Below are 19,287 nucleotides of genomic sequence, written 5' to 3'. Positions count from 1 at the left end.
CTCACGGCTGTCGACCGCCGGAGGACGACCGGGGGCTCAGTGCCAGGGCAGTCCGCCGCGCCGCGCCCAGTAGGCCGAGGGCTCCTCGACCAGGGAGGCCAGGCGGGCGAGCTGCTCGTCGGTGAGGTCGACGGCGGCGGCGTGGAGGTTGGAGGCGAGCTGGGCGACGGTCGCCGCGCCGGAGAGGACGACACCGGCCCACAGCTGCCGCAGGACGACGGCGAGCGCGACGGCGTCGGGGCCCAGGCCCGTCTCCTCGGCGACGGCACGCAGCGCTTCGGGGGCGTGCGGGCCGGCCAGCCGGCCGTTGGCCATGCCCTCCTTGACGATCACGGTGAGTCCGGCGTCGTGGGCCTCGGCGAGCGCGGGCCCGGCGGAGGTCTCCAGCGCGTTGTAGGTGGACTGCACGGTACGGAAGAGCGGTTCGCCGTCCACCGTGATCGCGAGGGCGGCCCGGATGGCGTCCGCCTGGGCGGGGCCGCTGGTGGAGAAGCCGACGGTGAGCCCGCCGGCCGCCGCGTCCGCGAGCCGGGCGTGCAGCTCCTTGTCGGTGAGGGCGGGGCTGTCCGGGGTCACCGAGTGGATCTGGTAGAGGTCCAGCCGGTCCCCGAGCAGCGCCTCGGACTCGGCGCGCTGACGCTCGTACGCGGCGAGGGAGTGGTCCTTGACCTCGTGCCGCTCGGCGTCGGTGGACCAGTCGGCGGTGTAGGTGTAGCCCCATTTGCTGCCGACGACGACGTCGGCGGCGTCCGGCCGGCGCGCCAGCCAGTCGGCGAGGAACTCCTCGGAGCGGCCGTAGGAGCGGGCCGCGTCGACGTAGCGCACGCCCTGGGCGTAGGCGGCGTCGAGGAGTTCGTGGGTGCGGGCGCGCAGCGTCTCCACGTCCCGGTCCTCGCCGAGGTCCTCGTCCCGGCCGAGGTTGATGTAGCCGGGGCGGCCGACGGCGGCGAGGCCGAGGCCGATGTGGCAGGTGGGGGTGGTCGCTGTTGCCAGTCGGGCGAAGGGCATCGCGGGCTCCGTCGGTCGGTTCCGGCACGGTTGACGACCAACGTAACCCGAGGTGGGCCCGGCCCCGCCGAAGAGCGCGGGGCGCCCGGCGCGTTGACGGGCGCGGGCCGTTCGTTGACGGGTGCCGGCCGTTCGCGGCCCGTCGCGTCCGCGCGACGGGCCGCACCGGCACGGCCCCGGAGGTGGGCCGCCCTCAGCGGCGTCCGGTCAGCTCTGCCGCCCGGCGTTCGCCCAGGCGTGCTGGGCCGCCACGTCCGCCTTGACCTCGGCGAGCTGGACGGCGACCGCGCTCGGCGCCGTGCCGCCGCGGCCGTTGCGGGAGGCCAGCGCTCCGGGGACGTTGAGGACGGTGCGGACCTCGGGCGTCAGATGGGAGGAGATCTTCGCGAACTGCTCGTCGGTCAGCTCGTCCAGCTCCTTGCCCTCGGCCTCGGCGGCCTTGACGCACTCGCCGGCCACCTCGTGCGCGACGCGGAACGGCACGCCCTGCTTGACCAGCCACTCCGCGATGTCGGTGGCGAGCGAGAAGCCGGCCGGGGCCAGTTCCTCCATGCGCTCGCGGTGCACGGTGAGGGTGGCCATCATGCCGGTGAAGGCGGGCAGCAGGATCTCCAGCTGGTCGATGGAGTCGAAGACCGGCTCCTTGTCCTCCTGGAGGTCCCGGTTGTACGCCAGCGGCAGCGCCTTGAGCGTCGCCATCAGGCCGGTGAGGTTGCCGATGAGGCGGCCGGACTTGCCGCGCGCCAGCTCGGCGATGTCCGGGTTCTTCTTCTGCGGCATGATCGACGAGCCGGTGGAGAAGGCGTCGTGCAGCGTCACGAAGGAGAACTCCTTCGTGTTCCAGATGATGATCTCCTCGGCGATCCGGGAGACGTTCACGCCGATCATCGCGGTGATGAACGCGAACTCGGCGACGAAGTCCCGGGAGGCCGTGCCGTCGATGGAGTTGGCGGCGGAGCCGTGCTCGAAGCCGAGGTCCTTGGCGACCGCCTCCGGGTCGAGGCCGAGGGAGGAACCGGCCAGGGCGCCCGAGCCGTACGGCGACACGGCCGTCCGCTCGTCCCACTGGCGCAGCCGCTCGGCGTCCCGGGACAGCGCCTGGACGTGGGCGAGGACGTGGTGGGCGAAGAGCACCGGCTGGGCGTGCTGGAGGTGGGTGCGGCCGGGCATGGCCACGTCCGGGTGGGCCTCGGCGAGGCCGACGAGCGCGTCCTGGAGGTCGGCGATCAGTCCGCCGATGGTGCGGGCGTGGTCCCGCAGGTACATGCGGAAGAGGGTCGCCACCTGGTCGTTGCGCGACCGGCCGGCGCGCAGCTTGCCGCCGAGGTCCGGGCCGAGGCGCTCCAGCAGTCCGCGCTCCAGGGCGGTGTGGACGTCCTCGTCGGCGATGGTGCCGGTGAACGAGCCGTCGGCGACGTCGGCCTCCAGCCGGTCCAGGCCCTCGATCATGCGGGTGAGTTCGTCCTCGGTGAGCAGGCCCGCGGTGTGCAGGACGCGCGCGTGGGCGCGCGAGCCGGCGATGTCGTAGGGCGCGAGCCGCCAGTCGAAGTGGACGGACGCGGACAGCTTCGCCAGGGCCTCGGCGGGACCGTCGGCGAAACGGCCGCCCCAGAGCCGTACGTCACCGCTGTTGCTGCTCACTGCGTTGCTCCTCGGGAAGATGGCGATGTGCGACCGCCTCCCCACTCTCGGCAAGCGGGGAGGCGGCTGTCAGGCTAGTGCGTGCGGAGGACCGTCCGGCGCTTACGCGAGGTCGCGCTTGGCGGCGATCTTCGACGACAGGCTGTAGATGTCGATGAAGCCCTTGGCGGCGGCCTGGTCGAAGGTGTCGCCGGTGTCGTACGTGGCCAGGTTGAAGTCGTACAGCGACGACTCCGAGCGCCGGCCGGTGACGACGGCGCGGCCGCCGTGCAGCGTCATCCGGATGTCGCCGTTGACGTGCTGGTTGGCCTCGGTGATGAAGCCGTCCAGGGCGCGCTTGAGCGGGGAGAACCACTGGCCGTCGTAGACCAGTTCGCCCCAGCGCTGCTCGACCTGCCGCTTGTAGCGGGCGAGTTCGCGCTCGACGGTGACGTTCTCCAGCTCCTGGTGGGCGGTGATCAGGGCGATCGCGCCGGGGGCCTCGTACACCTCGCGGGACTTGATGCCGACGAGGCGGTCCTCGACCATGTCGATCCGGCCGATGCCCTGGGCGCCGGCGCGCTCGTTGAGCTGCTGGATGGCCTGGAGCACGGTGACGGGCTTGCCGTCGATGGCGACCGGGACGCCCTCCTTGAAGGTGATGATCACCTCGTCGGGCTCACGCGACAGGGCGGGGTTCTGCGTGTACTCGTAGACGTCCTCGATCGGCGCGTTCCAGATGTCCTCGAGGAAGCCGGTCTCGACGGCGCGGCCGAAGACGTTCTGGTCGATGGAGTACGGGGACTTCTTGGTGGTCGCGATCGGCAGGCCCTTGGCCTCGCAGAAGGCGATGGCCTTGTCGCGGGTCATGGCGTAGTCGCGGACCGGGGCGATGCACTTCAGGTCGGGGGCGAGGGCGACGATGCCGGCCTCGAAGCGGACCTGGTCGTTGCCCTTGCCGGTGCAGCCGTGGGCGACGGTGGTGGCGCCGTGCTTCTGCGCGGCGGCGACGAGGTGCTTGACGATCGTCGGCCGGGACAGGGCGGAGACCAGCGGGTAGCGGTCCATGTAGAGGGCGTTGGCCTTGATCGCCGGGAGGCAGTACTCCTCGGCGAACTCGTCCTTGGCGTCCGCGACCTCGGCCTCGACGGCACCGCAGGCGAGCGCGCGCTTGCGGATGACGTCCAGGTCCTCGCCGCCCTGGCCGACGTCGACCGCAACGGCGATGACCTCGGCGCCCGTCTCCTCGGCGATCCAGCCGATGGCGACGGAGGTGTCCAGACCGCCTGAGTAGGCGAGTACGACGCGCTCGGTCACGGGTTTCTCCTCACAGTGCATTCGCTGACATGCATGAGTATGCAGGAGTCCGCATGATTCGTCAATCCGCCCGGGTCCGCCCTCCCCGGAGGGCCATGGATCCGGCCGTACGGAGGCCGGGTCCATGGCGCGCGTGAACGGTGACCACCGCCGACCCGTACCCCTGCGCGACCGCGGACGCCGCGCCGGCCGGACCCGTCGCCACCACCGCCGGACCGCCGACCGTCCCGGCCCGCCGGCCGCCTGCCCTTCACCGAGTGGGGCGGCAGGCGCCGCGACCGCCCCGTGTACGCGCCGGCCGGGGCGGCCGCGGACCCCTCCGGCGCGTTTCGCAATTCCTTAGACGAGCGAAAGATTCGCGTCCATAATCGTTAGACATGGGAAAGACCTATGAGCGCATGGACGGCCGCCTCCGCACCTTCATCGAGGAACAGCCGGTCTTCTTCACCGCCACCGCACCCCTGTCCGCCGACGGCACGGTCAACCTCTCGCCCAAAGGGCTCAAGGGCTCCTTCGCGGTCCTCGACGAGCGCACCGTCGCCTACCTCGACTTCGCCGGCTCCAACGCCGAGACCATCGCCCATCTGCGGGAGAACGGCCGCATCACCCTGATGTGGTGCGCCTTCCAGGGCCCGCCGAACATCGTCCGCGTGCACGGCCGCGGCGAGCCGGTCTTCCGAGACGACCCGCGCTTCGGCGACCTGCTCGCCCGCTTCCCGGACATCGACCCGGGCAACCACGGCCTGCGCGCGATCGTCGTCGTGACGGCCGAACTGATCCGGGACACCTGCGGGTACGCGGTGCCCCTCATGACGTACGAGAGCGACCGGGACCTGCACGGGAAGCGGTTCGCGCGGGAGGACGACACCTCGCTCGACGCGTACTTCACCAAGAAGGAGCACGTCGCGACCAGCCTGGACGGACTTCCCGGGCTGCCGTTGCCGCTGCCGCCCTCCACGGTCTGAGCCATGCGCCCGGCCGTCGTCCCCGCGACGACCGCCGCGCACCGTCGGCGGCACGACGACGCCCCCGACACCGCTGCCCCCGCCGTCCTCCTCCCGCCGGCCCTGCTCGTGCCCGGCGCCGGGCCGTCCGCCCCCGCCGCTGCCGACGCGGACGGCGGACACCGGGGGCGGCAGCCGGCTGATCACCGCGCCGGGCACGGGCGCGGTCTCCGTCACGCCCACCTGACGGAACCGCAGGAGCGGACGCCGAGTGACGGCCGGTTCCGCGCCGGGCCGCTTCGGGACGAAGGGCGGGCGCACGGCGATCACGCGCTGCCGAACCGGCAGCGGCGCTGAACGCTCCCGCGTGACGGCACGTACTCGTGGGCCAAGGGCCGAGTCCCACGGAGGAACCGTGACCACCACGCTCGCCGGCGGCCGTGCCGCCCGCCGCCAGACGATGCGCCGCATCCGTCCGCGCCGCTCCCCCGCCGTCCCCCTGCTGCTCGCCGTGGCGGCGGGCGCGGCGGCCGTGCTCTGGCTGTGGTGGAGCAGCACCGCGTCCATCGCCGACACCACCGGCCGGATCGTCGCCGCCGGCCGGATCACGGGTCTGCTCGCCGGTTACCTGATGGCGCTGGTGGTGCTGCAGATGGCGCGGGTGCCCGCGCTGGAGCGCCGGGTCGGTTCGGACCGGGTCGCCCGCTGGCACGCGATGAGCGGCCGCTACACCGTCTGCCTGGTGCTCGCCCACGTCTTCCTGATCATGTGGGGCTACGCCCGTCAGGCGGGCCGGAGCCTCGGCGGCATCGTGCAGCAGACCGTCACCTCCGTCACCACGCTCCCGGACATGGGCAAGGCCGCCGCCGGCACCGGCCTGCTGTTCCTGATCGCGCTCCTGTCCGTCGGCGGGATCCGGCGCCGGCTGCCGTACGACGCCTGGTACCACGTGCACCTGCTGACGTACGCGGCGGTGTACCTGACGTTCTGGCACCAGATCACCACCGGCAACGAGTTCGCCGTCGAACCGGCCGCGAAGACCTTCTGGTACGGGCTCTACGGCACCGTGACGGTACTGGTCCTGTGGTACCGGATCATCACGCCGGTCCGGCTCAACCTTCGGCACCGGATGCGGGTCGAGGCGGTCGTCGAGGAGACGCCGGGCATCGTGTCGGTGCTGATCCGCGGGCGGCGGCTGCACCGGATGGGCGCGGAGGCCGGGCAGTTCTTCCGCTGGCGGTTCCTGGCGCCCGGGATGCGCTTCAGCTCCCACCCGTACTCGCTGTCGGCGGCGCCCCGCCCGGACATGCTGCGGATCACGGTGAAGGCGATCGGCGACCACAGCTCCCGGCTGCGCGAGCTGGAGCCGGGCACGCGGGTGTGGGCGGAGGGCCCGTACGGGGCGCTGACCGCGCAGCGCCGCAGCCGCGGCAAGGTGCTGCTGGTCGCGGGCGGCGTCGGCATCACTCCGATGCGGGCGCTGTTCGAGACGCTGCCCGGCGCCTCCGGCGACATCACGCTGCTGTACCGCGCCAACAGCACACAGGACCTGGCGCTGTGGGGCGAGCTGGCCGGGATCGCCGACGAGCGCGGCGCCCGGCTGATGTACGCGGTGAACAGCCCCGGCGGTGAGCGTCCGGACATCTCGGCGGAGAGCCTGCGGCGGAAGATCCCGGACATCGACCGCCACGACGTCTTCCTGTGCGGGCCGCCCGGCTTCGCGCGGTCGGTGTACGAGGCACTGCGCGGCGCCGGGGTCCCCGCCCGCCGCATCCACCACGAGTCGTTCGAGATGTGAGCGACGGGCCGTCCACCCCGCCAGGAGCTGTCGTTCACACCCGTCAGGAGCTGTCGTCCGCACCCGTCAGGAGCTGTCGTCCACACCCGTCAGGAGCTCGAGAAGCGATGAGGAAGTCCCATCCCGTCCGGCGTGCCGTCCTCGCGACCGCCGCCACCGTCTCCGGCATCGTGCTGCTGCTGTCGCTCAAACCGGCGTCCGATCCGGGCTCGGCCGCCGCGGCCGGCGGTTCCGTCCCGCCCGCGGCGGCCGGGTCCCCGCAGGGCGGGGCCCGGCCCGTCGGGGACGGCACGGTCACCGGCGACGCGGCCCGCACCCAGTACGGCGCGGTGCAGGTCCGGCTGACGGTGAGCGGCGGAAGGATCACCAAGGCGGAGGCGGTCCGGGCACCCGCGGGCGGGCAGAGCGACCGGATCACCTCCAACGCCGTGCCCCGGCTCAACCGGGCGGTCGTCACCGCGCAGGGCGCGGACATCGACGCCGTGTCCGGCGCCACCTACACCAGCACCGGGTACAAGCAGTCGCTCCAGTCGGCGCTCGACAAGGCGCGGGCGGCCGGGGACTCCGGGGCGCCGGGGTCCTCGGGACCGGCCGGCTCGTCGGGCTCGTCAGGCTCATCGGGCTCGTCCGGAGAGTCTGGAGGGTCCGGAGAGTCTGGAGGGTCCGGAGGGTCCGGCTCCGGGGAGGCGGGCGGTGAGCGGGCCGCCCGGACCGTCACCGGCGACGCGGCGCAGACCCGGTACGGGCCGGTGCAGGCGCGGATCACCGTCAACGGCGGAAGGATCACCAGGGCCGAGGCGGTCCAGGCGCCCCGTGGCGGACAGAGCGACCGGATCACCTCCGACGCCGTACCGAAGCTCAACCGGGCGGCCGTGGCGGGCGGGAACGCGGACATCGACGCCGTGTCCGGCGCCACCTACACCAGCGCCGGGTACAAGCAGTCGCTCCAGTCGGCGCTGGACCGGGCCGGTGGCTGACGCGGTGGACGAGTCCGCCGGGACTCCCGCCGCGGTGCGTCACGCGGAGGAGACGATGGGGACCGTCTTCTCCTTCGACGTCCGCGGCGGGGAACCCGCCGCCGTCCGCGCCGCACTGCAGGCGGCGGTCGCCGAACTGCACCGGGTGGACGAGGTGTTCAGCACCTACCGCGACGACAGCCAGGTCTCCCGGCTGGCCCGCGGGGAGCTGACGCTCGGGGAGTGCGATCCCGAGGTCGCGGAGGTGCTGGAGCTGGCCGCGGAGGCGGAACGGGTGAGCGACGGCTGGTTCAGCCCTCGCTACCGGGGCCGTCTCGACCCGACCGGGATCGTCAAGGGCTGGGCCGCCGAGCGGGCGGCGCGGCGGATCGCCGGGGCCGGGGCGGCGGGGGTGAGCGTCAACGGCGGCGGCGACGTCCAGCTGCTGGGCGTGCCGGGGGCGGACCGGCCGTGGCGGGTCGGTGTGTCGGACCCGCTGCGCCCCGGCGCTCTGGCCGCCGTCGTCTCCGCGGCCGGCGCGGCGGAGCTGGCCGTGGCCACCTCGGGCACCGTGGAGCGCGGTGAGCACATCGTCGACCCTCGCACCGGCCGTTCCGCGGTCACCGACCTGGTCGCCGTGACCGTCGTCGCGCCCCGGCTGACCTGGGCCGACTGCTGGGCCACGGCGGCCTTCGCGATGGGTTCGCGAGGGGCCCTCGGCTGGCTGGAGTCGCTGCCGGACGCCGAGGCCCTGCTCGTCACGGCGGGCGACGAGGTCCGCTGCACCGGCGGGCTGGCGGCCTGGCTGGGGTGAACCGGGCCGCGGTCCACGGCCCCGCACCTCAGCCCGCTCCTCAGCGACCGTTGCCGGCGAGCGCCCCTTCCGCACAAGCCGTCAGCGCCCGCCCCGCGCGAACCGTCAGCGTCCGCACGGTTCCGGCCTCAGTGCCCGTTCTGGGCGAGCCGCAGCAGGTGCTCCGCCAGCGCCTGCCCGCCCGTCGGCTCCCTGCTGATCAGCAGCAGCGTGTCGTCGCCGGCGATGGTGCCGAGGATGTCGTGCAGTTCCGCCTGGTCGATGGCCGAGGCGAGGAACTGCGCCGCGCCGGGCGGGGTGCGCAGGACCACCAGGTTCGCCGAGGCCTCCGCGGAGATCAGCAGCTCCTGGGAGAGCCGCCGCATCCGCTCCTCCTTGGCGGACTCCCCCAGCGGCGCGCGGGGCGTGCGGAACCCTCCTTCGCTCGGCACCGCGTAGATGAGGTCGCCGTCGGTGTTGCGGATCTTCACCGCGTTCAGCTCGTCCAGGTCCCGGGAGAGCGTCGCCTGGGTGACGCTCAGCCCGTCGTCGGCGAGGAGTTTCGCCAACTGGCTCTGGCTGCGCACCGGTTGCCGGTTGAGGATGTCCACGATCCGGCGGTGGCGTGCGGTGCGCGTCTGCGGCACGGCAGGCCCGGCGTGCTGGCCCTGGTCCTGCTCCTGGCTCATCGTCGTCTCATTCTCCGGATCGTCCTTCCCCGCCCGGCCTGCCGGCCTCGTCCAGGATGCCGGGCAGCGCCCCGAGGAAGGCGTCCACCACGTCGTCCCCGAGGGTCAGCGGCGGCATGAGCCGTACGACATCGGGGGCGGGCGCGTTCACGAGGAATCCGGCGTCCTGAGCCGCCTGTTGCACCTGGGGCGCGAGCGGCTCGGTGAGCACGATACCCAGGAGGAGGCCCGCGCCCCGGACATGGTCGACCAGGGCGTGGCCGAGCGCCTCGATTCCGGCGCGCAGTTTCTCGCCCTGCCGCTTGACGTTGTCCAGCAGTCCGTCGTTGGCGATGGTGTCGACGACGGCGAGTCCGGCGGCGCAGGCGACCGGGTTGCCGCCGAAGGTCGTGCCGTGCTGACCGGGCTGCAGCAGGTCGGCGGCGCGTCCGAAGGCGACGGTGGCGCCGAGCGGCAGTCCGCCGCCGAGTCCCTTGGCGAGCGTGACGACGTCCGGCAGGACTCCTTCGTGGGCCTGGTACTCGAACCAGTTGCCGGTGCGGCCGATGCCGGTCTGCACCTCGTCCAGCACGAGCAGCGCGCCCGTGGCGGCCGTGATGGCGCGGGCCGCCTTCAGGTAGCCGGCCGGGGGCACGACGACCCCGTTCTCGCCCTGGACCGGCTCGATGATCACCAGTGCGGTGTCCTCGGTGACCGCGGCGGCCAGCGCCTGCGCGTCGCCGTACGGGACGTGTGTGACGTCGCCGGGCAGCGGCAGGAACGGCTGCCGTTTGGCGGGCTGGCCGGTGAGCGCGAGGGAGCCCATGGTGCGGCCGTGGAAGCCGCCGTCGGTGGCGACCATGTGGGTCCGCCCGGTCAGCCGGCCGATCTTGAACGCGGCCTCGTTGGCCTCGGCGCCCGAGTTGCAGAAGTAGACCCGGCCCTCGCGGCCGAAGAGCTGGATCAGCCGTTCGGCGAGGGCGACGGGCGGTTCGGCGACGAACAGGTTGGAGACGTGGCCGAGCGAGGCGATCTGCCGGCTGACGGCCTCGACGACGGCCGGGTGGGCGTGGCCGAGCGCGTTGACGGCGATGCCGCCCACGAAGTCGGCGTACTCCCGGCCGTCGGCGTCCCACACCCGGGCGCCCTCGCCGCGTACGAGCGGCAGGCGCGGGGTGCCGTAGTTGTTCATGAGCGCGCCCTGCCAGCGCTGGGTCAGCTCTTCGTTGGTCACGACTCCCCCTGTTCGTCGGGCACGACCATGGTGCCGATGCCCTCGTCCGTGAAGATCTCCAGCAGGATCGAGTGCTGGACCCGGCCGTCGATGACGCGGGCGGTGGTGACGCCGTTACGCACGGCGTGCAGGCAGCCCTCCATCTTCGGCACCATGCCCGAGGACAGTTCCGGCAGGAGTTTTTCGAGCTGGGACGCGGTGAGGCGGCTGATCACCTCGTCGCTGTTGGGCCAGTCCTCGTAGAGGCCCTCGACATCCGTGAGGACCATGAGGGTCTCGGCGCCGAGTGCGGCGGCGAGTGCCGCGGCCGCGGTGTCGGCGTTGACGTTGTAGACGTGGTGGTCGTCCTGGCTGCGGGCGATCGAGGAGACGACCGGGATGCGGCCGTCGGCGAGCAGCGCCTCGATCGCGCCGGTGTCGATGGCGGTGATCTCGCCGACCCGGCCGATGTCGACCGGCTCGCCGTCGATGCGGGGCCGGTGTTTGGTGGCGGTGAGGGTGTGCGCGTCCTCGCCGGTGAGGCCGACGGCGAACGGCCCGTGCCGGTTGAGCAGCCCGACCAGTTCCCGCTGCACCTGTCCGGCGAGCACCATCCGTACGACGTCCATGGCGTCCTCGGTGGTGACGCGCAGGCCGGCCTTGAACTCGCTGACGATGCCGTGCCGGTCGAGGGCGGCGCTGATCTGGGGTCCGCCGCCGTGCACGACGACCGGTTTGAGGCCGGCGTGCCGCAGGAAGACCACGTCCTGGGCGAACGCGGCCTTGAGGTCCTCGTCCACCATGGCGTTGCCGCCGAACTTGATGACGACGGTCTTCCCGTGGTGCCGGGTCAGCCAGGGCAGGGCCTCGATGAGGATCTGCGCCTTGGGCAGCGCGGTGTGCTTACGCGTGGTGGTCATGAGGAGTAGGCGCTGTTCTCGTGGACGTAGTCGGCGGTGAGGTCGTTGGTCCAGATGGTGGCGGTCTGCTCGCCGGCGGCGAGGTCGGCGACGATGTGGACCTCGCGGTAGCGCATGTCGACCAGGTCGCGGTCCTCGCCGACGCCGCCGTCGCGGCAGACCCAGACGCCGTTGATGGCGACGTTGAGCCGGTCGGGCTCGAAGGCGGCGGACGTGGTGCCGATGGCGGACAGGACGCGGCCCCAGTTGGGGTCCTCGCCGTGGATGGCGCACTTCAGGAGGTTGTTGCGGGCGATGGAGCGGCCCACCTCGACGGCGTCGTCCTCGGTCGCGGCGTTGATCACTTCGACCTTGATGTCCTTGCTGGCGCCCTCGGCGTCGCGGATGAGCTGCTGGCCGAGGTCGTCGCAGACGGCCCGGACGGCCTCGGCGAACTCGTCGTAGCCGGGGGTGACTCCGGCGGCGCCGGAGGCGAGCAGCAGGACGGTGTCGTTGGTGGACATGCAGCCGTCGGAGTCGACGCGGTCGAAGGTGACCTTCGTGGCATCGCGCAGGGCCTTGTCGAGGGTGGCGCTGTCGAGGTCGGCGTCGGTGGTGAGGACGACCAGCATGGTGGCGAGGCCGGGGGCGAGCATGCCGGCGCCCTTGGCCATGCCGCCGACGGTCCAGCCGTCCCGGGTGACGACGGACGTCTTGTGCACGGTGTCGGTGGTCTTGATGGCGATGGCGGCCTTCTCGCCGCCGTGCTCGGACAGCGCGGCGGCGGCCGTCGCGACCCCGGGGAGCAGCTTGTCCATGGGCAGCAGCACGCCGATGAGGCCGGTGGAGCAGACGGCGACCTCGCCGGCGCCGCAGCCGAGCACCTCGGCGGCCTTCTCCGCGGTGGCGTGGGTGTCCTGGAAGCCCTTGGGGCCGGTGCAGGCGTTGGCGCCGCCGGAGTTGAGGACGACGGCGGACAGCTGCCCGCTCTTGAGCACCTGCTCGGACCAGAGCACCGGCGCGGCCTTGACGCGGTTGGAGGTGAAGACGCCGGCGGCGGCGCGGCGGGGTCCGTTGTTGACCACGAGGGCCAGGTCGGGGTTGCCGTTCTCCTTGATTCCGGCGGCGATGCCCGCCGCCGTGAATCCCTTCGCGGCCGTCACACTCACTGTGTCTCCTCGTTGGCTTCTCCGCCCGCGCGGTGCGAGGGTGCGGGCGTCGTGGTCGTCTGCGGCCCGGTGGCTGCGCGGGCGTCGCTCACGGCGCGACGCCGATCGTCGTCAGCCCGGTGGTCTCGTCGAGACCGAGGGCCAGGTTCATGCTCTGGACGGCACCGCCCGCGGTGCCCTTGGTCAGGTTGTCGATGGCGCTGATCGCGATGATCCGCCCCGCGTCCGCGTCGTACGCGACCTGCACCTGAACAGCGTTGGAAGCGTGGACGGACGCCGTCGCGGGCCACTGGCCCTCGGGCAGCAGGTGCACGAACGGTTCGTCGGCGTAGGCCTTCTCGTAGGCGGCGCGGACGGAGTCGGCGGTGACGCCGGGCTTCGCCTTGGCGGTGCAGGTGGCGAGGATGCCGCGGGGCATCGGCGCGAGGGTCGGGGTGAAGGAGACGGAGACCGGCTCGCCGGCGACCGCGCCGAGGTTCTGCATCATCTCGGGGGTGTGCCGGTGGCCGCCGCCGACGCCGTACGGCGACATGGAGCCCATGACCTCGCTGCCCAGCAGGTGCGGCTTGGGCGCCTTGCCGGCGCCGGAGGTGCCGGAGGCGGCGACGATCACGGCCTCGGGCTCGGCGAGCGAGGCGGCGTACGCCGGGAAGAGCGCCAGGGACACCGCGGTCGGGTAGCAACCGGGCACCGCGACGCGCTTGGACCCCTCCAGCGCGGCGCGGGCACCCGGCAGTTCGGGCAGGCCGTACGGCCAGGTGCCGGCGTGCGGGGAGCCGTAGAACCGCTCCCAGTCGGCGGCGTCCTTCAGCCGGAAGTCGGCGCCCATGTCGATCACGAGCACGTCCGGGCCGAGCTGTTCGGCGACGGCGGCCGACTGTCCGTGCGGCAGCGCGAGGAAGACGACCTCGTGTCCGGCGAGGACCTCGGGCGTGGTGGGTTCCAGGATGCGGTCGGCGAGCGGCAGCAGGTGCGGCTGGAGCGCGCCGAGCCGCTGTCCGGCGTTGGAGTTGCCGGTCAGGGCGCCGATCTCGATCCCGGGGTGGGCGAGCAGCAGACGCAGCAGTTCGCCTCCCGCGTACCCGCTGGCTCCGGCCACTGCGGCACGTACGGTCATGGAACCTCCTCCTCGATGGCATGACTATACGCAGCGATGCAGATTTATGCAATGGTCATCCGCTCGCACCCGAGGCCCGCCGAACCGGGCCCGGCAGGTCACTGCCCGGGTCGCACGCGGCCCATGCCCGCGCCTTCACCACGGTCACCGCCCCGGCCGCCGTCGCGGCGGTCAGCGAGGGATCACCCAGTCCGGCGTCCAGGTCCCGGCGGCGTCGTGGCCGGCGGCCGTGGCGGCGAGGTGGGCGCGGAGGGCGGCCAGTGCGGGGTGGGGGTTGTCGCGGTGCCAGAGGAGCGCGTGCGGGTAGACGGGCGTCGGGTCGGTCACCGGGATACGGCGCAGGCCGTGGCCGGCGGGCCGGACGAGGCGGGGGTGATCACCCATGAAGGTGGCCAGGGCCGGGGTGTCGGCGACCGTGTCGAGGAGCGCGTCCGAACCGAAGTTGGGGCCGGTCGCCTCGATGGTGAGGCCGAACGCGGCGACGAGGTCGTCGTAGTAGGCGGCCCACTCGGTTCCGGGGACGATGCCGGGCATCCAGATCCGGTGCCCGGCGAGCCCGGCGAGGGTCACCGAACGGGCGCCCGCCAGCGCGTGGGCGGGGCCGGTGAGGAGGTGGAGCGGCTCGTCGAGCACCCGGACGGACGCGATGTCGTCGGGCAGGGGCCGGCCGGGCGCGGCGACGGCGCGGAAGGACGCGTCGATCTCACCGGACCGGAGGGCGGCGACGGCCGTGCCGACGTCGAACAGCTTCACCACGTCGAGGTCGATCCCGGGATGCGCGCGGTGGAAGCCGCGCATCAGGCCGGAGGTCGCGCCGCGCAGGTTGATCACGTCCACGCGCAGGGGGCGGCGGCCGGGACGCACGGAGGCGGCGGCCCGGTCGGCGGCGCGCAGCAGTTCGCGCGCGTGGGGCAGGAACGCCTGCCCGTCGATGGTGAGCTCGACACCGCGCGGCGTACGGGTGAACAGGCGCACGCCGAGGGTGCGCTCCAGCGCGGCGATGCGTTTGGAGACGGCCTGCTGGGTGACGGCCAGCTCGGCGGCGGCCTCCTGGAACTGCCCCGCCTCGGCGGCGAGGAGGAAGGTGCGGACGGCGTCGAGGTCCATGACGGCACCCTACGGACACAACCACCGGTTGTGTCCGGGCGCTCCCGCGGTTGTTTGATCCCCGGGCGCGGCGCTCGTTTTGATGCTCCCGATCGCGGATCGGTCGTGCGGACGGGTGGCGAGGGGCGGCGGGATGCGGAGCGGGTACCGGCTGGGGCGGCGGTTCGGATGGCTCTGGGCGGCGTACGGGACCAGCGCGCTGGGCACCTGGCTGGCCTTCGGGGCGTTCCCGCTGATCGCGCTCCAGGTGCTGCACGCCTCTCCGGCCGAGGTGGCCACACTCTCCGCCGTGGGGGCGGCGGCGGGCGCGGCCGTGGCGGTGCCGCTCGGCCCGTGGGTGGAGTTCCGCCGCAAGCGGCCGGTGCTGATCGCGACGGATCTGGTGCGGTGCGCGGCGCTGCTGACGGTCGCCGCCGCGTTCGCGCTGGGCGTGCTCACCTTCGTCCAGCTGCTGCTGGTCTCGGTGGTGGTCGCGGCGTCCGACATCGTCTTCCGCGCGGCCTCCGGCGCCTACCTGAAGTCGCTGCTGCCGCCCGAGGACCTGCTCGTCGCCAACGCCCGGTTCGAGTCGACGGCCTGGACGGCCACGGTCGTCGGACCGCCGCTCGGCGGGGCGGTGACCGGGCTGCTCGGTCCGGTGGCGACGGTGGTGGCCGACGCCGTCAGCCATCTGCTGTCGGCCCTCGGCATCCGCGCGACGGGCGGGCACGAAGCGCCGCCTGGGCGCCGGGCGGCGCCGCGCATGCGGGCCGGTGACCTGCTCGACGGCTGGCGGTACGTCCTCGCCGACGCGACACTGCGTCCGCTGCTCCTGCACACGGCCCTGTTCAACGGCCTGGTGACGGCCGCCTCGCCGCTGCTGGCCGTGCTGCTGCTCGGCCGGCTCGGTGTCGCGCCGTGGCAGTACGGCCTCGCCTTCGCCGCGCCTTCGGTCGGCGGGCTGGTCGGCGCGCGCCTGGCCCGGCCGCTGGTGACCCGGTTCGGGCAGCACCGGGTCCTTGTGACGGCCGGGACGCTGCGCACGCTCTGGCCCGTCGGCCTGGCCTTTCCGGGTCCTGGCACCGGCGGGCTGCTGCTGGTGGCGGGCGTCGAGGCCGGGCTCATCCTCTGCTGCGGCGTGTTCAACCCCGTCTGCGCCACCTACCGCCTCGAACGCACCGCGACCGGCCGGGTCGCCCGCACGCTGACCGCGTGGACGGTGACGGTCAGGGCCACGACCGCGCTGCTGACGGCCGTCTGGGGTGTGCTCGGCGGGCTGCTGGGCCTGCGTACGGCCATCGGCCTGGCCGGTGTTCTCCTGCTGGCGACCCCGCTGCTGCTGCCCCGCCGGGACCATTGCTTGAAAGTTGAAACAGGGACGGGTCATCGCTTAACTTGAAGCTTCAAGATTTCCGTGGTGCCGCCACCCCCACCCACCGGGCGCCCACCGTCCCCGCCGTCCCCTCACGAGGAGTCCCCATGAGCCGTCCCGCCTCGACCCTGACCCGCCCCACGGCCACGACCGGCCAGGACGCCCACGCCGCGCCCGCCCGGGCCTACGACATCGGCCTGCTGGTGCTGCGTCTCGCGCTCGGCCTGATCATCGCCGCGCACGGCACCCAGAAGCTGTTCGGCTGGTTCGGCGGCGGCGGCATCGAGGGCACCGGGATGTTCTTCGCGTCCGTCGGCTACCCGGCGCCCGAGACGTTCGCCGTCGTCGCCGGGCTGACCGAGACCCTCGGCGGGCTCGGCCTCGCCCTCGGCCTGCTCACCCCGCTCGCCGCCGCGGCCGTCGCCGGCACGCTGGTCAACGCGCTCGCCGTCAAGTGGGGCGGCGGCTTCTTCGCTCCGGAGGGCGTGGAGTACGAGATCCTCATCGCCCTGGCCGCGGTGGCGCTCGCCCTGACCGGCCCCGGCCGGATCGCCGCGGACCGGCTGGTTCCGCCGCTGCGCCCGCACCGCCTCGCCCACGGCGTCGCCGCCGTCGTGCTCGGCGCCGTGCTGGCCGGCGCCACCCTGCTGCTGCGCCACTGACGCGCCCCGCACGGCCTGCGCGGGAGCGGGCCGCCGTCTCCCGGACGGCGGCCCGCTCCCGCGTCCGCTACCGCCGCGCGATCCTCAGGAACGTCACCGAGTGCGCCGGGAACGTGTACGTGAACTCGTCCGCGACGCCGCGGAAGGTGGACGTGACCGGGCTGACCGGCGTGTCCGTCTCGGTGTTCACCGCGTCCGCGTCGGCGGCCAGCGTGGTCACCCGGGCGCTGGAGCCGACCCGGGCGCCGCCGAGGTCGATCGCCGTGCGGGCCTCGGCCGGCTGGGCGTTGACCACCTTGACGATCAGGTCGCCGGTGCGCTCGTCCTCGGTGACCACCTGGCGGAACGGCTCGGCCGGCTTGTCGTCGGTGAAGCTGCCCCACTCCTCGCCGTCGAGGTAGAGGGTGACCTGGCGGCCGCGCACCGTGATGTCGATGTCGTAGGCGCGGCCCGTCTCGATCGACCCGGCCCTGGAGATCAGCGTCGACTTGCCGCCGTCCACGGACTGCTCGACGGCGGACTGGGTGTTGTTCCAGCCGCCGAGGTTCCACCAGTAGTGGTTGCCGGTGTCCTTGACGCCGAAGGCGACGAGGAAGCCCTCCTTGCCGGACTTCTTGGTGGCTCGCACGTGCAGGTCGTAGTCGTGCCAGGCCGGGTCGCCGGCCGTCACCAGGGTGTTCTCGGCCGCCTCGTCGGTCTGGACGTACTGCCCGTCCCGGACGCTCCAGCTGCCGCCTCCGCTGTGGGTCCACCGCGAGGCGTCACCGGAGAAGTCGTCGCTCAGCAGCGTCGAGCCGTCCGCGGAGGTGACCCTCACGTCGTCGTACGCGGCGCTGGTCGCCCACGTCGACAGGCCGACGGAACCCGTGATCGGGCCGCTGACGTCCGGGGTGGTGCTCGCCCGCGACGGGACCACGCGGTCGCCGACGTTGGTCATGAACAGCTTCTGGACCTCGTAGTTGGCCGAGCCCCAGGAGGCGTGGTTGTTGAACCAGATCATGTCCGGCGACCACTGGACGTAGTCCTCGTTGGCGAGCAGCGGCGCGTACGAGGCGAGCTTCACGATGTCCGCGTTGCGCTCGAGACCGGTCATGAACGCCGCTTCGGCCAGGCCGTTCTTCCAGGCGTTGCCCTGGGAGGCGTACTCGCCGAGGAAGACCTTCGGGCCGCCGCGGTCGTAGGAGTCGTAGCGGTCGTTGTTCTGCAGGAACCACTGCGGGCTGTTGTAGTAGTGCTCGTCGACCATGTCGACCCTGCCCTCGCGGTTGAGCTGCCAGGCGGTGTCGAAGGTCGTACCGGAGTCGTCCGGGCCGGAGTTGGAGATCACGGTGATGTCCGGGTACTCGGCCTTGATGGCGGCCCGGAACCTCTCGAAGCGGGCGAAGAACTCCCTCGGGAGGTTCTCCTCGTTGCCGACCCCGATGTGGGTCAGGTGGAAGGGCTTGGGGTGGCCCATCTGCGCGCGGACCTTGCCCCATGTGGAGGTCGCCGGGCCGTTGGCGAACTCGATGAGGTCGAGAGTGTCCTGGATGTGCCGCTTCAGCAGCGCCTCGTCGTCGGTGGCCCGGTTCTGGCCGCAGCCGGTGACCAGGGCCGGGACGACGGGCAGCGGCATGGCGCCGATGTCCTCGGCGAAGCGGAAGTACTCGTAGTAGCCGAGGCCGTAGCTCTGGTTGTAGCCCCAGAAGTTGGCGTTGGTGGCGCGCTCCTCGACCGGGCCGATCGTGTCCTTCCACTGGTAGGAGCGCTTGCGCTGCCAGCCACTGGCCTCGCTGTAGTCCTCCATGGAGCCGGTGTTGACCAGGCAGCCGCCGGGGAAGCGGACGAAGCCGGGCTTCAGCGCGGCGATCTTCTCGGCGAGGTCCTTGCGCAGCCCGTTGGGCTGGTTCTTGTAGGTGTCGCGCGGGAACAGCGACACCATGTCGAGGGCGGCGGCGTCCGTGGCGGCGACGGTGAGCCGCCCGCGGTTGCTGGTGCGGGCCGCGGTGAACGTGGCCTCGTACTGGGCCCAGCCGCCCTCGACGGCGACCTGGCGGGTGGTGGCCAGCGCGCCCGCGGCGTCCTTCAGGGAGACGGTGAGCGTGGTGCCGCTCGCGGCGCGCGCCCACACCGAGAAGTCGTACCGCTTGCCCTTCTCCACCCGGACGCCGGTGTTGTAGCCGGCGTTCGTCACCGACGAACCGGCGCCCAGGGAGAGGTAGTTGCGGTTGCGCTCGTTGAGCCGGCCCGAGTCGTTCACCACCTCCGCGGTGCCGGTCACCGACCAGGAGGTCAGCGGCGTGTAGGAGCCGTTGTCGGCGGTGGAGTACTCGAAGGACCGGTTCTGCACGAGTTCGGCGTACAGGCCGCCGTCGGCGGCCCGGTTGATGTCCTCGAAGAAGACGCCGTACATCGTGTCGTCGATCCGCGCGCCCTCGGCGGCCGGGTCGACGGTGATCGTGTAGTCGGCGACGTCCTCGGCGTGCGCGGGCGCGGGGACGAGGGCGGCGGCCGTCAGCAGGGCGGTGGCGGTGAGACCGAGTCTGAGGCGGGTGCGGCTTCGGGCGGTGCGTGACATGGATGCTCCGCGGCTCTGTAGGAGTGGGTGGCACGGGGGCACCACCCTCGTTCGAAATATCGACCATTGGTCAACACTTCGAACGGCAAGATAGGGAGGAGGCAGGAG

Annotated in this window: 16 protein-coding genes; 6 read left to right on the top strand and 10 right to left on the bottom strand. The window is 72.8% G+C overall.

What is annotated here, in order from left to right; genetic code table 11:
- Positions 1–36: 36 nt before the first annotated feature.
- The 3 genes from FGW31_RS28595 to FGW31_RS28585 all read right to left on the bottom strand — a co-directional run bounded on the left by FGW31_RS28595 (position 37) and on the right by FGW31_RS28585 (position 3,945).
- Positions 37–1,008, bottom strand: a complete 972-nt coding sequence (locus tag FGW31_RS28595) for an aldo/keto reductase (protein WP_142196443.1) — start codon at positions 1,006–1,008, stop codon at positions 37–39.
- A gap of 207 nt (positions 1,009–1,215) precedes the next feature.
- On the bottom strand, positions 1,216–2,649 hold the full coding sequence (gene argH, locus FGW31_RS28590; protein WP_142196442.1) for an argininosuccinate lyase: 1,434 nt from the start codon (positions 2,647–2,649) through the stop codon (positions 1,216–1,218).
- A gap of 102 nt (positions 2,650–2,751) precedes the next feature.
- Positions 2,752–3,945, bottom strand: a complete 1,194-nt coding sequence (locus FGW31_RS28585; RefSeq protein ID WP_142196441.1) for an argininosuccinate synthase — start codon at positions 3,943–3,945, stop codon at positions 2,752–2,754.
- A gap of 377 nt (positions 3,946–4,322) precedes the next feature.
- Here FGW31_RS28585 and FGW31_RS28580 point away from each other — a divergent pair, with 377 nt between their 5' ends.
- The 4 genes from FGW31_RS28580 to FGW31_RS28565 all read left to right on the top strand — a co-directional run bounded on the left by FGW31_RS28580 (position 4,323) and on the right by FGW31_RS28565 (position 8,457).
- Positions 4,323–4,910 (top strand): pyridoxamine 5'-phosphate oxidase family protein, encoded by a 588-nt coding sequence (locus FGW31_RS28580; protein ID WP_142196440.1) that lies wholly within the window; start codon positions 4,323–4,325, stop codon positions 4,908–4,910.
- 394 nt (positions 4,911–5,304) lie between these two features.
- A complete protein-coding gene (locus FGW31_RS28575) occupies positions 5,305–6,687 on the top strand; it encodes a ferredoxin reductase family protein (RefSeq protein ID WP_161174257.1) in 1,383 nt (460 codons plus the stop codon).
- 107 nt (positions 6,688–6,794) lie between these two features.
- Positions 6,795–7,664: an FMN-binding protein gene (locus FGW31_RS28570; RefSeq protein WP_142196439.1), complete on the top strand. Its 870-nt coding sequence runs from the start codon at positions 6,795–6,797 to the stop codon at positions 7,662–7,664.
- Positions 7,665–7,719: 55 nt separating this feature from the next.
- Positions 7,720–8,457: an FAD:protein FMN transferase gene (locus FGW31_RS28565; RefSeq protein WP_142197269.1), complete on the top strand. Its 738-nt coding sequence runs from the start codon at positions 7,720–7,722 to the stop codon at positions 8,455–8,457.
- 128 nt (positions 8,458–8,585) lie between these two features.
- On the opposite strand, the gene FGW31_RS28560 is transcribed toward FGW31_RS28565, so the two are convergent.
- The 6 genes from FGW31_RS28560 to FGW31_RS28535 form a co-directional block, all read right to left on the bottom strand.
- Complete coding sequence (locus tag FGW31_RS28560; RefSeq protein WP_142196438.1) at positions 8,586–9,125, bottom strand: arginine repressor; 540 nt, start codon at positions 9,123–9,125, stop codon at positions 8,586–8,588.
- Positions 9,126–9,132: 7 nt separating this feature from the next.
- Entirely contained in the window at positions 9,133–10,338 is a 1,206-nt protein-coding gene (locus FGW31_RS28555; protein WP_142196437.1) for an acetylornithine transaminase, read from the bottom strand.
- Positions 10,335–11,237 carry an acetylglutamate kinase gene (gene argB / locus FGW31_RS28550; RefSeq protein ID WP_142196436.1) on the bottom strand — a complete coding sequence of 301 codons (903 nt, stop codon included), beginning with the start codon at positions 11,235–11,237 and terminating at the stop codon, positions 10,335–10,337. Before argB ends, FGW31_RS28555 begins: the two co-directional genes overlap by 4 nt.
- A complete protein-coding gene (gene argJ, locus FGW31_RS28545; RefSeq protein WP_142196435.1) occupies positions 11,234–12,385 on the bottom strand; it encodes a bifunctional glutamate N-acetyltransferase/amino-acid acetyltransferase ArgJ in 1,152 nt (383 codons plus the stop codon). Before argJ ends, argB begins: the two co-directional genes overlap by 4 nt.
- A gap of 88 nt (positions 12,386–12,473) precedes the next feature.
- Positions 12,474–13,502 carry an N-acetyl-gamma-glutamyl-phosphate reductase gene (gene argC / locus FGW31_RS28540; protein WP_142196434.1) on the bottom strand — a complete coding sequence of 343 codons (1,029 nt, stop codon included), beginning with the start codon at positions 13,500–13,502 and terminating at the stop codon, positions 12,474–12,476.
- Between the two features lie 171 nt (positions 13,503–13,673).
- A complete protein-coding gene (locus FGW31_RS28535; RefSeq protein ID WP_142196433.1) occupies positions 13,674–14,609 on the bottom strand; it encodes a LysR family transcriptional regulator in 936 nt (311 codons plus the stop codon).
- Between the two features lie 133 nt (positions 14,610–14,742).
- On the opposite strand from FGW31_RS28535, the gene FGW31_RS28530 reads away from it, so the two are divergent.
- Positions 14,743–15,987, top strand: coding sequence for an MFS transporter (locus FGW31_RS28530; protein WP_142196432.1), 1,245 nt, complete (start codon positions 14,743–14,745; stop codon positions 15,985–15,987).
- Positions 15,988–16,067: 80 nt separating this feature from the next.
- The gene (locus FGW31_RS28525; RefSeq protein WP_142196431.1) at positions 16,068–16,622 is read left to right on the top strand and encodes a DoxX family membrane protein; all 555 of its coding nucleotides are present in this window, start codon (positions 16,068–16,070) and stop codon (positions 16,620–16,622) included.
- Positions 16,623–16,689: 67 nt separating this feature from the next.
- On the opposite strand, the gene FGW31_RS28520 is transcribed toward FGW31_RS28525, so the two are convergent.
- On the bottom strand, positions 16,690–19,179 hold the full coding sequence (locus FGW31_RS28520; RefSeq protein ID WP_142196430.1) for an alpha-L-arabinofuranosidase C-terminal domain-containing protein: 2,490 nt from the start codon (positions 19,177–19,179) through the stop codon (positions 16,690–16,692).
- Positions 19,180–19,287: the final 108 nt, after the last annotated feature.

The organism is Streptomyces calvus (assembly GCF_006782915.1).
Taxonomy (GTDB): Bacteria; Actinomycetota; Actinomycetes; order Streptomycetales; family Streptomycetaceae; genus Streptomyces; species Streptomyces calvus.
This window is presented reverse-complemented; position numbering and strand designations above follow the sequence as displayed.